The organism is Streptomyces sp. cf386, assembly GCF_900103585.1.
Lineage (GTDB): Bacteria > Actinomycetota > Actinomycetes > Streptomycetales > Streptomycetaceae > Streptomyces.
In genome coordinates, this window is the sequence record NZ_FNHV01000011.1 from 161266 (window position 1) to 174580 (window position 13315).

The 13315-nt window shown below is 71.4% G+C and carries 11 protein-coding genes and 1 pseudogene; 1 reads left to right on the forward strand and 11 read right to left on the reverse strand.

Annotation, left to right across the window (positions count from 1 at the left end; translation table 11 throughout):
• Window positions 1–13: 13 nt before the first annotated feature.
• The 4 genes from BLU79_RS27635 to bldG all read right to left on the reverse strand — a co-directional run bounded on the left by BLU79_RS27635 (window position 14) and on the right by bldG (window position 4442).
• Window positions 14–604, reverse strand: coding sequence for a small secreted protein (locus tag BLU79_RS27635; protein ID WP_093908632.1), 591 nt, complete (start codon window positions 602–604; stop codon window positions 14–16).
• A 214-nt stretch (window positions 605–818) separates the two neighbouring features.
• Window positions 819–3224, reverse strand: a complete 2406-nt coding sequence (locus tag BLU79_RS27640) for a sodium-translocating pyrophosphatase (RefSeq protein ID WP_093908633.1) — start codon at window positions 3222–3224, stop codon at window positions 819–821.
• Window positions 3225–3540: 316 nt separating this feature from the next.
• On the reverse strand, window positions 3541–3978 hold the full coding sequence (locus BLU79_RS27645) for an ATP-binding protein (protein ID WP_093908634.1): 438 nt from the start codon (window positions 3976–3978) through the stop codon (window positions 3541–3543).
• 122 nt (window positions 3979–4100) lie between these two features.
• Window positions 4101–4442 carry an anti-sigma factor antagonist BldG gene (gene bldG / locus BLU79_RS27650; RefSeq protein WP_003975386.1) on the reverse strand — a complete coding sequence of 114 codons (342 nt, stop codon included), beginning with the start codon at window positions 4440–4442 and terminating at the stop codon, window positions 4101–4103.
• Window positions 4443–4524: 82 nt separating this feature from the next.
• Between bldG and BLU79_RS27655 the strand changes: the two genes are divergently transcribed.
• Window positions 4525–7308 carry a DEAD/DEAH box helicase gene (locus BLU79_RS27655; RefSeq protein WP_177001198.1) on the forward strand — a complete coding sequence of 928 codons (2784 nt, stop codon included), beginning with the start codon at window positions 4525–4527 and terminating at the stop codon, window positions 7306–7308.
• Here the strand turns inward: BLU79_RS27655 and BLU79_RS27660 are convergent.
• The 7 genes and pseudogenes from BLU79_RS27660 to ssd form a co-directional block, all read right to left on the reverse strand.
• Window positions 7286–7690, reverse strand: a pseudogene (locus BLU79_RS27660) (Rv3654c family TadE-like protein); the annotation flags it as partial. The gene BLU79_RS27655 and the pseudogene BLU79_RS27660 sit on opposite strands and share 23 nt — an antisense overlap.
• Window positions 7687–8016, reverse strand: coding sequence for a TadE family type IV pilus minor pilin (locus BLU79_RS27665; RefSeq protein WP_093908791.1), 330 nt, complete (start codon window positions 8014–8016; stop codon window positions 7687–7689). The gene BLU79_RS27665 and the pseudogene BLU79_RS27660, both read right to left, overlap by 4 nt.
• Window positions 8017–8170: 154 nt before the next feature.
• Window positions 8171–8371, reverse strand: a complete 201-nt coding sequence (locus BLU79_RS27670) for a DUF4244 domain-containing protein (RefSeq protein ID WP_093908635.1) — start codon at window positions 8369–8371, stop codon at window positions 8171–8173.
• 187 nt (window positions 8372–8558) lie between these two features.
• On the reverse strand, window positions 8559–9347 hold the full coding sequence (locus BLU79_RS27675) for a type II secretion system F family protein (protein WP_093908636.1): 789 nt from the start codon (window positions 9345–9347) through the stop codon (window positions 8559–8561).
• Window positions 9348–9387: 40 nt separating this feature from the next.
• Window positions 9388–10248: a type II secretion system F family protein gene (locus BLU79_RS27680; protein WP_093908637.1), complete on the reverse strand. Its 861-nt coding sequence runs from the start codon at window positions 10246–10248 to the stop codon at window positions 9388–9390.
• Between the two features lie 17 nt (window positions 10249–10265).
• Complete coding sequence (locus BLU79_RS27685; RefSeq protein WP_177001215.1) at window positions 10266–11486, reverse strand: TadA family conjugal transfer-associated ATPase; 1221 nt, start codon at window positions 11484–11486, stop codon at window positions 10266–10268.
• A 347-nt stretch (window positions 11487–11833) separates the two neighbouring features.
• On the reverse strand, window positions 11834–12946 hold the full coding sequence (gene ssd / locus BLU79_RS27690; protein ID WP_093908639.1) for a septum site-determining protein Ssd: 1113 nt from the start codon (window positions 12944–12946) through the stop codon (window positions 11834–11836).
• Between the last annotated feature and the right edge of the window lie 369 nt (window positions 12947–13315).

The window sequence follows — 13315 nt, forward strand, 5'->3', positions numbered from 1 at the left end:
GACCCGTCAGGCCTCAGCTGTCGGTGGAGGACGCGGACGCCGAAGCGGCCGCCTCCTTGCAGCCCTCCTGCTTGAGCAGCGCGTTCTTGGTGTCGCCGCCCGATTCCAGCTTCTTCAGGGCGTCGAGGGCGCTCTTGCGCTGGCTCACCACGTCCCGCATCTCTTCGCCGACGTCTCGCAGCCCCGACGCGAACTTCGCCTGGTCCTTGGTGTTCAGCTTGTCCGTCTGCGTCTTCAGCTCGGCGTAGCTCGTGGAGACCGCGGTGAGCTTCTTGATGGCGTCCTGCTGCTTCTTCGCGCCGTCCTCGACGCCCGGAGGCGGCCCGGCCTGCTGGAGGAGGGTCGCGCGTGCCTTGAAGCCTTCGGCGAGGTCCTGGAACGCCTGGGCGTCGACCTTCTGCAGCTCCTTGGGCGGGCTGTCCTTGGCCGCCTTGGTGATCGCGGCGTCGGCTGCCGCGATCTTCGCGTTCTGCGCCGGCGCTGTGTCGCAGATCTTCTTGGCCCAGGCGTCCAGCTCCGGGTTGCCCTCGTCGCTCGTGCATCCCGTCAGTGCCAGCGCCAGCACCGCACCGCCGGACAGTGCGGCCGTGAGCTTCTTGTTCACCGGTTTGGTCCCTTCCGTGGCTCTCGGCCCACGGACCCTACACGGCGGGCGCGGGACGACAGCGCGCCACATGTCACTTATGTAGGGTTATCCAACTCTTTGCACCATGTGAGAGAAGCGTCACGGCAAGGGCGTGAACCAGCACGAGGCGGGCGGGCGGCACGTCAACACGCGCCACCCGCCCGCCCCTTGAACTGGGCCGCCGTAAGACCGCCTACGAAACCACCGCGGGATCGACCGGTTTGGCCGCCCTGTCGGCGTTGCCTTCGTCACCCATGGCGATGCCGCGCCGCTTGGAGACGTAGACCGCGCCGACGATCACGAGGAGCGACAGTACGGCGATGGTGACCCGTACGCCGACGTTCTTGTCCTCGCCGTAGCTGAACTGGATGACCGCGGGCGCGATGAGCAGCGCGACCAGGTTCATCACCTTCAGCAGCGGGTTGATCGCGGGACCGGCGGTGTCCTTGAAGGGGTCGCCGACCGTGTCGCCGATCACCGTCGCGGCGTGGGCCTCGCTGCCCTTGCCGCCGTGGTGGCCGTCCTCGACGAGTTTCTTGGCGTTGTCCCAGGCGCCGCCGGAGTTGGCGAGGAACACCGCCATCAGCGTGCCGGCGCCGATCGCGCCCGCCAGGAACGCGCCCAGGGCGCCGACCCCGAGCGTGAACCCGATGAAGATGGGCGCCAGCACGGCGAGCAGACCGGGCGTGGCGAGCTCGCGCAGGGCATCCCGGGTGCAGATGTCCACGACCTTGCCGTACTCCGGCTTCTCCGTGTAGTCCATGATCCCGGGCCGCTCACGGAACTGCCGCCGCACCTCGTAGACCACGGAACCCGCCGACCGTGACACGGCGTTGATGGCGAGGCCCGAGAAGAGGAAGACGACCGCCGCGCCCGCGATGAGACCGACGAGGTTGTTGGGCTGCGAGATGTCCATCATCAGGTTCATCGGCGCGCCTTCGCCGCTGAGCTTCTCGCCCACGTCCCGCGCGCCGGTGGTGATGGCGTCGCGGTACGACCCGAAGAGCGCCGCTGCCGCCAGGACGGCGGTGGCGATGGCGATGCCCTTGGTGATGGCCTTGGTGGTGTTGCCGACCGCGTCCAGGTTGGTGAGCACCTGGGCGCCGGCGCCCTCGACGTCGCCGGACATCTCGGCGATGCCCTGCGCGTTGTCGGAGACCGGCCCGAAGGTGTCCATGGCGACGATCACGCCGACCGTGGTGAGCAGGCCGGTGCCGGCCAGCGCCACCGCGAACAGCGCCAGCATGATCGACGTACCGCCGAGCAGGAACGCCCCGTAGACGCCGAGGCCGATCAGCAGGGCGGTGTAGACGGCCGACTCCAGGCCGATCGAGATGCCGGCGAGGATGACGGTGGCAGGACCGGTGAGCGAGGTCTTGCCGATGTCCATGACCGGGCGCCGGTTGGTCTCGGTGAAGTAGCCGGTCAGCTGCTGGATGACGGCGGCCAGCAGGATGCCGATCCCGACCGCGACGAGCGCGAGGATCCGCGGGTCGCCGTCCTTGGCCGCGATGACCTCGTCGGTGATGCCCTCCAGGTCGGCGTACGACGACGGCAGGTAGATGAACACGGCGGCCGCGACCAGCACGATCGAGATCACTGCGGAGATGAAGAACCCGCGGTTGATCGCGGTCATGCCGCTGCGGTCGGTGCGGCGCGGGGCCACGGCGAAGATGCCGATCATCGCGGTGATCACGCCGATCGCCGGCACGATCAGCGGGAAGGCGAGCCCGGAGTCGCCGAAGGCCGCCGATCCGAGGATCAGCGCGGCGACCAGGGTCACCGCGTACGACTCGAAGAGGTCGGCCGCCATGCCCGCGCAGTCGCCGACGTTGTCGCCCACGTTGTCGGCGATGGTCGCGGCATTACGCGGGTCGTCCTCCGGAATGCCCTGCTCGACCTTGCCGACCAGGTCGGCGCCGACGTCGGCGGCCTTGGTGAAGATGCCGCCGCCGACACGCATGAACATCGCGATCAGCGCGGCACCGAGACCGAATCCTTCGAGCACCTTCGGCGCGTCGGCCGCGTACACCAGCACCACACAGGAGGCGCCCAGCAGACCGAGCCCCACTGTGAACATGCCGACGACGCCGCCCGTGCGGAAAGCGATCTTCATGGCTTTGTGCGAGACGGCGGTGAGATCCTTTTCCGGCTCACCCTCCGCCGGGGTCGCTTCCCGTGCTGCCGCAGCGACGCGCACATTGCTGCGCACGGCCAGCCACATGCCGATATAACCGGTCGCCGCCGAGAACGCGGCGCCGATCAAGAAGAACACCGATCGGCCGATGCGCTGATTCCAGTCGTCCGCGGGCAGCAGCATGAGCAGGAAGAAGACCACGACGGCGAATACGCCCAGCGTGCGCAACTGCCGGGCCAGATAGGCGTTCGCGCCTTCCTGGATGGCCGTCGCGATCTTCTTCATGCTGTCGGTGCCCTCGCCCGCCGCGAGCACCTGGCGTACGAGAACGCCGGCGACCACGAGCGCTGCCAGCGCGACGACCCCGATGACCGTGATGATGATCCGGTTGTCGTCGGTCAGCACTGCAGCTGCGAGGGTTGTGGGATGGTCAAGCTGATGAGGGGTAGAAAGCCCCGCCATTCGTCCTCCTTGACGCTTGGGCTGAGCTCAAGATGTGGACGGATTCTAGGTACCGGAACCTGATCAAAACAGAGCGCGGCAAACGGAATTAGCCTTCACATGCCGTTCAGCAAATGATCGACGTCACGCCGGTGAACCCGAAAGCGCTAATGCCCTAAAACCGTTGACGGGCGCAGGCGCACGCATTGCCACTTGATCGAATTATCGGCTCATTGATCGTGAATTCCTTCACGAATTGCGCGGCCCGTTGACGAAAACGCGAAGGGGCCCTGCTCAGCAGGGCCCCTTCGGTGATGAGAGTGGTTCGGCGGGTCGTTCAGGAGAGCACCGCGGCCGGCGGTGTGGTCGGCCAGGTCATACGGATCAGCCCACCGTGCTCCCCGGCGGAGACCTCCACGTCGTCGACGAGGCCACTGATGACCGCGAGACCCATCTCGTCCTCCTCGGCCTCCACCTCGCCGTCGCCGCCCGCGGCGCCGGATGCCCGCTCACCGGGAACGGAGCGCGGCGCCTCGTCGCCGACCTCGATGGAGAACTGTTTCTCCTCCTCGATCAACGACACCTTCACCGGCGCCGTGATGCCGACGCTCTGGTGCAGTCCGACGGCACGGGTGCAGGCCTCGCCGACGGCGAGCCTCACCTCGTCCAGGACGGCCTCGTCCACTCCGGCCCTGCGCGCCACCGCTGCCGCCACCAACCGGGCGGTCCTGACGTGCTCGGGCAGCGCGCTGAAGCGGAGTTCAACGGTGGCCATGCATCCCCCTCCGAACTACGGGCGTGCTGTCCGGAGGACCGGGCCGCCGAAAGCCCGGTCCCCCTTCCTCTTTCAACTTCTGCCGTCCCGGGCCCGCGCTGGGGCGGGCCCTGGTGCGGTGATCAGTCGGTCGCCGCCACCGCTTCCTCGACCGAGGTGTGGATCGGGAACACCTTGGTGAGGCCGGTGATACGGAAGATCTTGAGAATGCGCTCCTGGTTGCAGACCAGGCGCAAAGAGCCCTCATGGGCACGCACCCGCTTCAGGCCGCCGACCAGCACGCCGAGCCCGGTGGAGTCGAGGAAGTCCACGCCCTCCATGTCGACGACGAGGTGGAAACTCCCGTCGTTCACCAACTCGACCAACTGTTCGCGCAACTTTGGCGCGGTATATACGTCGATTTCGCCACCGACCTCGACGACCGTACGATCGCCGACGGTACGGGTCGACAGGGACAGGTCCACGGATCCTCCAGCACCTTGCTATCGAGCGGTCGCCCCTTGGGACACCTCGGCTTGAAGCCCCCAGGACGGTTCGCCAGCCGCGATGGCATTCAATCACTTACCGGCAGGCGTGCACGACGCCTTGGTCCCATTGTCCGTCACGCCAGTGACACACTCGGTGCCGATGGCCAAGAATCACCGATCCGATCGATCCCCGACGGGCCCCGTTTCCCGGGTGGACCCGGGCGCGGTGCTGGGCCGACTCGCCTCGGGGCCGAGTCGGGCTTCGCGCATCACTCATACGGAGCATGTGCCCCCGCGCGAGGGTCGCCATGCCGTCTGGCCGGACCGGATCCGCGCGGAGGTCATCGCCGCGGTGCAGACCGCGGGAATCGAACATCCCTGGGCTCACCAGGCACTAGCCGCCGAGCACGCCCTGGACGGCGACTCCGTGGTCGTCGCCACGGGCACGGCGTCCGGCAAGTCCCTGGCCTACCTCGTGCCGGTCCTGTCGACGCTTCTGGACGGCTCAGAAGCCCCGAACGGACGCGGCGCGACCGCGCTCTACCTGGCCCCCACCAAGGCTCTTGCGGCGGACCAGTGCCGTTCGGTGAAGGAACTTTCACATCCGCTGGGCAATTCTGTTCGACCCGCCGTGTACGACGGCGATACTCCATTCGAGGAACGCGAGTGGATCCGCCAGTACGCCAACTACGTCCTCACCAACCCCGACATGCTGCATCGCGGCATACTCCCGTCCCACCCCCGCTGGTCCTCCTTCCTCAAAGCGCTGAAGTACGTCGTCATCGACGAGTGCCACACCTACCGCGGTGTCTTCGGCTCCCATGTCGCCCAGGTCCTGCGCCGACTTCGCCGCCTGTGCGCCCGCTACGGCGCGTCTCCCGTCTTCCTGCTGGCCTCCGCCACCGCCGCCGAGCCCGCGGTGGCCGCCCGCCGCCTCACCGGCCTCCCGGTGGTGGAGGTCGCCGACGACGCCTCCCCGCGCGGAGAGCTGGTCTTCGCCCTCTGGGAGCCCCCGCTCACCGAGCTCCAGGGCGAGAAAGGCGCCCCGGTGCGCCGTACCGCCACCGCCGAGACTGCCGACCTCCTGACCGACCTGGCCGTGCAGGGAGTGCGCTCGGTCGCCTTCGTACGCTCCCGGCGCGGCGCCGAGCTGATCTCGGTCATCGCCCAGGAACGCCTCGCCGAAGTCGATCGCTCCCTCGCCCGGCGTGTCGCGGCCTATCGCGGCGGCTACCTCCCCGAGGAGCGCCGCGCCCTGGAACAGGCCCTCCACTCCGGCGAACTCCTCGGCCTCGCCGCGACCACGGCGCTGGAGCTCGGCATCGACGTCTCCGGCCTGGACGCCGTACTCATCGCCGGTTATCCCGGCACGCGCGCCTCCCTGTGGCAGCAGGCGGGCCGGGCCGGCCGCTCCGGGCAGGGCGCACTGGCCGTCCTGGTCGCCCGCGACGACCCGCTGGACACCTTCCTCGTCCACCACCCCGAGGCCCTGTTCGACCGTCCGGTGGAGTCGACCGTCCTCGACCCCGACAACCCGTACGTCCTGGCCCCGCACCTGTGCGCCGCCGCCGCGGAAATCCCCCTGACGGACGAGGACCTGGCGCTGTTCGGCCCCGAGACCGAGGGGCTGCTGCCGCAACTGGAGGCCGCGAAGCTGCTGCGCCGCCGTACGAAGGCCTGGCACTGGACACGCCGGGAACGGGCCGCCGACCTCACCGACATCCGCGGCGGGGGCGGCCGCCCGGTCCAGGTCGTCGAGGCCGGGACGGGCCGGCTGCTCGGCACGGTCGACGCGGGCGCCGCGCACACGACGGTCCACGAGGGCGCGGTCCACCTGCACCAGGGCCGCACGTATCTCGTCCGCTCCCTCGACCTGGAGGACTCGGTCGCCCTGGTCGAGGAGGCCGCCCCGCCGTATTCGACGGTCGCCCGCGACACGACGGCGATCTCCGTCCTGGAGACGGACGTAGAGGTCCCATGGGGCGACGGCCGCCTTTGCTACGGCTCCGTCGAGGTCACCAACCAGGTGGTCTCCTTCCTGCGCCGCCGGCTGATCACCGGCGAAGTACTGGGCGAGACGAAACTCGACCTCCCTCCTCGTACGCTGCGCACACGCGCGGTGTGGTGGACGGTCACCGAGGACCAGCTGGACGAGGCCCGGATCAACCCGGAGATCCTCGGCGGCGCCCTGCACGCCGCCGAGCACGCCTCGATCGGCCTGCTCCCCCTGTTCGCGACCTGCGACCGCTGGGACATCGGCGGCGTGTCGATCCCCCTCCACCCCGACACGCTCCTCCCCACGGTCTTCGTCTACGACGGCCACCCCGGCGGCGCGGGGTTCGCCGAGCGCGCCTTCCACACGGCCCGCTCCTGGCTCACCGCCACCCGCCAGGCCATCGCCTCCTGCGAGTGCGACGCCGGCTGCCCGTCCTGCATCCAGTCCCCCAAGTGCGGCAACGGGAACGATCCGCTGCACAAGAGGGGGGCGGTGCGGCTGCTGACCGTGCTGTTGCGGGGAGCGCCGGAGGAGACGGAAGGGGCTGGGATGGGCGGGGAAGGGGATGCGGGTCTGGGTGGGGAGGCGGAGACGGTTCTGGACGGGGACGGGGGTGCTCCGGCGGGAGAGACGGTCAGGAGGCCGACGTCGGCCGGTCCGTCCCCGCAGGGTCGGACGGTGGAGGCCGCGGTGGAGGCTCCGTCGACGGAATCGGGTGCATCGGCAGAGTCGGGTGCGCCGGCCGAGTCGGGTGCGCCGGCACGGAAGAGTCCGCAGGCAGTAACGGGTCCGTCGGCAGGGACGGGTCCGCAGGCAGCGACGAGTCCGTCGGCAGGGACAGGGCCGCAGGTCCCGCCCGGGCCCTGACCTCCGCCGCGAACGGCCCCCGGCCCGACGCCGCCGTCACGTCCGAGACCTCGCCCACCACCTCGCACCGCACGAGCCGCACGCCCTGCGCCCGGGCCACCCGCTCCGCACGGGTACAGGCCGCCGTACCGCCCTCCGCCCAGTGGTCGGCCGCCGCAAGCGCCGCCAGATCCGCGCCGCCTGCCGCTTGGTGCCGGATCACGATGGCTTGGCCCAGGGCGAGTACGACGCCGAAGACGACGCAGAGCACGGCGATGGCACCGACGCTCCAGACAGTGGCGGAACCGCGGTCGGAGCGCAGGTTGGCGGCGGGCCTCCGGACCAAGGGGCCCGGGAACAGCCTGCGGACAGACCTACAGCCCACTGCGAACCCCCCTCTCATGCCCCCACCCCCACCGTCTCCTCCGCCAACGCCACGGCCTCCTCCCGTACCTCGAAGGGGAGCCCGCGCAGCAACGGCGGCTTGGCCACGACGACCACGCGGACCTTGTCCCCCTCCCGGCCGACCGTGACCGTCGCGCCCCGCGGTGCCGCCTCACGGGCCACCTCGATGACTGCGTCGGCCGGATCCTGCCGGGCTGCCGCGCGGGCGCCCGTCCGGGCCGCGTCCACGCACTGGATCTGCGCGGCCACCACGAGCAGCCCCCACACCAACGCCATCGCAAACATCACCTGCACGGGCAGCACGACAGCCGACTCCGCCGTCACGAACCCCTGGTCCGACGCCCGGGCCCGCACCCGATCCCGCCCACGGCCAGACCTCGGATCCGGTCCCCTGCCAGAGTCTTGGCCCTGCCCTTCGTCCTGCCCTTCGCCCTGCCCTTGGTCCGACCCGTTGTCCAACCCTCGCTCGCTCATCCGCTCACATCCGCGCATCGAGCGCCCGCTCCACGATGGCCTGCAGCTCCTCGCTGACCTGCCCGCTCGTCACGACCTTGTAGAGCACCACGGCGAACGCCACCGCCGCGACGATCCCCATCGCGTACTCGGACGTGACCATCCCCGCATCCCTTCGCGCCCTGCACACCAGTCGGCGCATCCGCGCCCGTACCGCCTTGCACATCTCAACCCCCGTAAGGCTCAGTTCTGTTGAAACCATCTGTCGCACGTCTCTTGCCGACCGACCGCTGCTGAACATCCGCTGTCGGCCGTCTACTGCTGAACGTCCGCCGCAAAGCAGCGAACTCCGAACTGCGAACCGCGAACTCGACCACTGCCCCGCGGCCGTCACCGCCACCGCCCCTCATCCGTCACCCACCACCCCCTCCCAGCACCCCGCCCGCAAGCCCGATCACCACCGGCGCCACACCGACCGCGATGAACGCGGGCAGGAAGCACAGCCCCACCGGCGCAGAGACCATGACGGCCGCCCTCCTTGCCCGTTCCGTCGCGGTGCGCGCCCAGTCGGCGCGGGCTTCCCCGGCGAGGCGGGCGACCGGTCCGGCCGCCGGCAGCCCCGACACATCGGCCCGTTCCAGCAACCGCGCCAACGCCCCGGCCCTCGGCATCGAGGCCAGCCGCTGCCACGCCTCGCCCGGTTCCCCGCCGAGCCGTACCTCCGCGGCGCCCCGTGCCAGCGCGTCCCCGACAGGGCCGCCCAAGGCCTCACCCACGGCCTGGGCCGCGATCACCGGACCGGCGCCCGCCGCGATACACGCCGCCAACAGGTCGGCAGCAAGGGGAAGTTGCCGATCCCCCTCAGCGGTGTCGAGCTGCTCCCCGACACCAACGGCTCTCTGCCGGCGCCGCCACAGCCACAGCCCGCCGGCGACGACCAGCCCCACCGCGAACCCGGCGACACCACCGACCAGGACCCACCCCGCGCCCACGACCGCCGCCATGGGCAGCCCTTGCCGCACACCCCCTCGGACGTCGAACCGTCGGCGTTTCGACGTCATGTCGGCGGTGGTCATCAACTCAGCCAGCCGACGTCGGACCGTCCGCTCGTGCCACGCGGTCACGGGCCACCGCAACAGCCACCCCACGACCAACCCCGTCCCCACCGCCACCCCCAACCTGTGGAAAAGTTCCGCGCTCACACCGCCGCCTCCCTCTCACGACCTCGTCCCGCCCGAGTCCTCACACCGCCTCCGCCCGCCGCACGATCCGCAGCGCCCACCACATCCCCAGCCCCTCCAGCACCCCGCCGACCACCAGGCAGGCGAGCCCCGCCCCGGTATGGAGCAGCACATGCAGTGGGTCGGCCCCCATGGCGGCACCAAGCAGCAGCCCGAGGACCGGCAGCCCGGCGAGCATCAACACCGTCGACCGCGCCCCTGCCAACTGAGCGCGCAGATCGGCGCGTTGGTCTCGCTGCGCCCGCAACGCCCCTTCCAGCCGTTCGAGTCCGGCCGCGAGCCCGGCGCCCTGATCCACGGCAACCCGCCAGCACGCCGCCAGCCCCAACAGACCTTCGGCACCCGGCTGCCGTGCGGCGGAGGCGAGCGCGCCCGGCACATCCCCGCCGAACCGCGCCGCGGCCAGCACCGCGCCCTGCGCTTCGCCGAGCCCACCGGAGTCCCACGCCGCCCGCAGCAACGCCTCACCCGGCTGCCGTCCGGCCCGCACCTCCCCGGCGAGTGCCCCGCACAACGCGATCACCGCGTCCCCGCGACGCTCCCGTGCCCGCCGCGCCTCCCGGGCCAGCCGTGCCTTCCTCAGCAACGGCACCCCGGCCGCCCCCGCGACGACCGGCAGCACCGAGGACCCCAGCACGCCCAGCACCAGCCCGACGACCGGCGCCCACCACTCGGCCCGCAACCGCCCTCGTAGTCGCCCCAGCTCCCCGGCCAACTGCCGCCAGCCGGGAGGCCCGGCTCCCACCGCCCCACCGCCTGCAAGCAGCAACTGAGCCCGCCGCGCCCCGGAGTTGCGCCCGCCCAGCAAGCAGACCGCCGCCCCGAGACACACCACGGCAGCGCCCAACGACATCTCACCCATTCAGCTCACCGAGCCCTTCACGATTCACCGAACCCCTCACGAACAGCGAGTCCCGGCACGCCGCCCGCACCCTCACGACCCGCACCCTCACCACTCCCAGCCCGAAGCAGCCCCCGCAGCCGCTCCCAGCCCTGCTCGCACGCGAACGCCTCCGCGCCCCACCGCAGCGCCGGCACCGTCCGCACCAGCCCCGACGGATCCCGCTCCAGCACATGGACCTCGGCGATCCGCCGCCGCCCGGTCCGATCACGCACAAGGTGGAGTACGACCGACAGCGCGGCTGCCAACTGGCTGTGCAGCGCGGCCCGGTCGAGCCCTGCCGCCATGCCGAGCGCCTCAAGGCGGGCAGGGACGTCGGCTGCCGCATTCGCATGGACGGTCCCGCAGCCTCCTTCGTGGCCGGTGTTCAACGCGGCCAGCAGATGGACCACTTCGGGCCCGCGCACCTCGCCCACGACCAGCCGGTCCGGGCGCATCCGCAGCGCCTGCCGCACCAGGTCCTCGAGGGTGACCAGCCCGGCGCCCTCCTGATTGGCGGGTCTGCTCTCCAGCCGTACGACATGCGGATGGTCCGGCCTGAGCTCCGCCGAGTCCTCCGCGAGCACGATCCGCTCGCCCGGCCCGACCAGCCCGAGCAACGCGCTCAGCAAGGTCGTCTTGCCGCTGCCGGTCCCACCGCTGACGACGAAGGACAGCCGCGCGTCGACCAGCGCCCGCAGCACCCAGTCCCCGCCCGGCGGCACCGTGCCCGCCGCGACCAGCTCGTCGAGCGTGAACGCCCGCGGCCGTACGACCCGCAGGGACAGACAGGCGCAGCCGACGGCGACCGGTGGCAGCACCGCGTGCAGCCGCGTCCCGTCGGGCAGCCGGGCATCCACCCAGGGCCGCGCGTCGTCCAGCCGTCGCCCGGCCACCGCGGCGAGGCGCTGCGCGAGGCGTCGTACGGCCGCCACGTCCGGGAAGGACACGGAAGTCAGCTCCAGGCCGCCGCCGCGGTCGACCCAGACCCGGTCCGGCGCCGACACCAGCACATCCGTCACGGACGGATCGGCGAGCAGTGGCTCCAGCGGCCCGCTCCCGACCAGCTCGGACCGCAACTGCTCGGCCGCCCCGAGGACTTCGGCGTCCCCCAACACCCTGCCCTGCTCCCGCAGAGCCTGCGCCACGCGCGCGGGCGTCGGTTCGGCCCCGCTCTCGACCAGCCACTGCCGCACCCCGTCGAGCAGCCCGGATGGCATGCCCACCCGGGCCGCCGTCCCGTCCGACGCCCAACGAGCAGCCGACAGACCAGCCGGATCGGCCGGCTCCCGCAGCGCAGTGGCCGTATCCACCGTGTGGTCGAACTCCCGCCCCACAGCGGCCGTACCCACCGCACGGGCCGACTCCCGCCCTACAGCGGCCGTACTGCCCAAGCGGTCCGGCAATCCCCGCGCGGCGGCGTCACTCGCCGCGCCGTCCAACGCCCACCGCGGCGTGGCCCTACGCCCCCGGCCCGTTTCCGCACCGCCCGACCGCCACCGCTCGGGAGCCGCCCGCGCCGAACCGACTGCGCTGCCACTCACCCATGTGAGCCCCGACGCCGTCCTCATGCCGCCCTCGCTTCCAGCAACGCCCGCTCCCAGACCTCCTGGCAGAACCGAGCCAGCGGCCCCCGCCCCACCGCGCCCGGCGGAGCCTTGCTCTCGTGCGGGCGCAGCAGGCCCGACTCGATCGGCACCTCGCCGACGAGGGGGAGGTCCAGCAGCCGGGCCACCTCCCGGTCGTCGAGCCCGGGCGCGTACGGCCCGCGTACGGCCACCCGCAGATCCCGCAGGACCATCCGGACCGCCGAGGCCACCTGCCGGGCCGCGGCGACGGCGCGCAGTTCGGCGGGGACCACGAGGATCCCGACGTCGAGCTGGGCGAGTGCCTCCGCGACCCCGTCGTCGATACGGCGGGGCAGGTCGACGACGACCGCGCCGCCCCGGCGCCGGGCAGCGGCAAGCACCGCGCGCATGGCCTGCGGAGGTACAACGAGGCAGTCGCCGCGATCCCAGCTCAGCACCCGCAGGGAGTGGAGTTTCGGCAGGGACTCCTCCAGAGCTCCGCTGCCGAGTCGGCCGCGCGAGCCGGCGAACGCGGGCCAGCGCAGGCCCTCGGTGGCCTCGCCGCCAAGGAGGACATCGAGTCCGCCACCGAGTGGATCGGCGTCCACGAGCAGTGTGCGCAGTCCCTCACGTGCGGCGGTGACGGCGAGGGCGCACGCGAGCGTGGACGCTCCGGCCCCGCCGCGACCGCCGATGACGCCGACGGTGAGGGCCGGCCTGCCGACGCCCTCGGCGACGTCGGCGATGCGGTCGACCAGCCACTGCTCGCCGTCCGGCAGCATCAGGACGTGATCGGCGCCGATCTCGACAGCCCGACGCCAGACCCCCGAGTCGTCCTGGTCCCGGCCGACCAGCACCACTCCACGCCTCCGTCCGGCCCCACGCACGCGGCGTGCGGCGTCGTCGCCGACCAGGACGAGCGGCGCGGCCTCCCAACTGCCTCTGGGCGCGGGCACCCCAGGGTGGACCTCGGGTGTGGCGCCGGCCGCCGCGCACAGGCGCAGCAGGTCGTCGAGCAGTTCGGCGTCCTCGGTGACGATCAATGGCTTGCCCGGGCGCCCGGAGGCGGTGGGCGGCGGATCGTGTGTGACAGCTGCGGTCACGGTTTCCATCCCCCTTCGCTGCATCACTCGCGCAGCCCTGCGGCCCCGCGAATCCCAAACATGTGAAGAACCGGCAACCGGCCTCCATATGAACGGCCGATAGGAACCGGCCAAACACGCCCGACTAACCGGAACCGGCCATGAAGTCGGCCCGGGCCGGACGCACTGGAATCACGGTGCAGCGATCCCGGAAATCGTGTGGATCTTGGTCGATAACTGTGGACAACTCGGCGGTTGTGAATATCGCCGTCACCCATACCGGTGACCCCCGCACCGACCCCTGTGCGACTTCCGCAGAGCAGCGCGACGACTACGCAGGGTCACGGATCACGAGCACACCGATGAGACGGCAGCAGCCGCCTGGCCACGGCCCCTCGG

Excerpts from the sequence above, each read along its gene's own strand:
- BLU79_RS27655 (WP_177001198.1), top strand. The coding sequence starts at position 4,525 with ATGGCATTCAATCACTTACCGGCAGGCGTGCACGACGCCTTGGTCCCA.
- BLU79_RS27670 (WP_093908635.1), bottom strand. The coding sequence starts at position 8,371 with ATGTGCAAGGCGGTACGGGCGCGGATGCGCCGACTGGTGTGCAGGGCG.
- ssd (WP_093908639.1), bottom strand. The coding sequence starts at position 12,946 with ATGGAAACCGTGACCGCAGCTGTCACACACGATCCGCCGCCCACCGCC.
- BLU79_RS27685 (WP_177001215.1), bottom strand. The coding sequence starts at position 11,486 with ATGCCATCCGGGCTGCTCGACGGGGTGCGGCAGTGGCTGGTCGAGAGC.
- BLU79_RS27640 (WP_093908633.1), bottom strand. The coding sequence starts at position 3,224 with ATGGCGGGGCTTTCTACCCCTCATCAGCTTGACCATCCCACAACCCTC.
- BLU79_RS27680 (WP_093908637.1), bottom strand. The coding sequence starts at position 10,248 with ATGGGTGAGATGTCGTTGGGCGCTGCCGTGGTGTGTCTCGGGGCGGCG.
- BLU79_RS27645 (WP_093908634.1), bottom strand. The coding sequence starts at position 3,978 with ATGGCCACCGTTGAACTCCGCTTCAGCGCGCTGCCCGAGCACGTCAGG.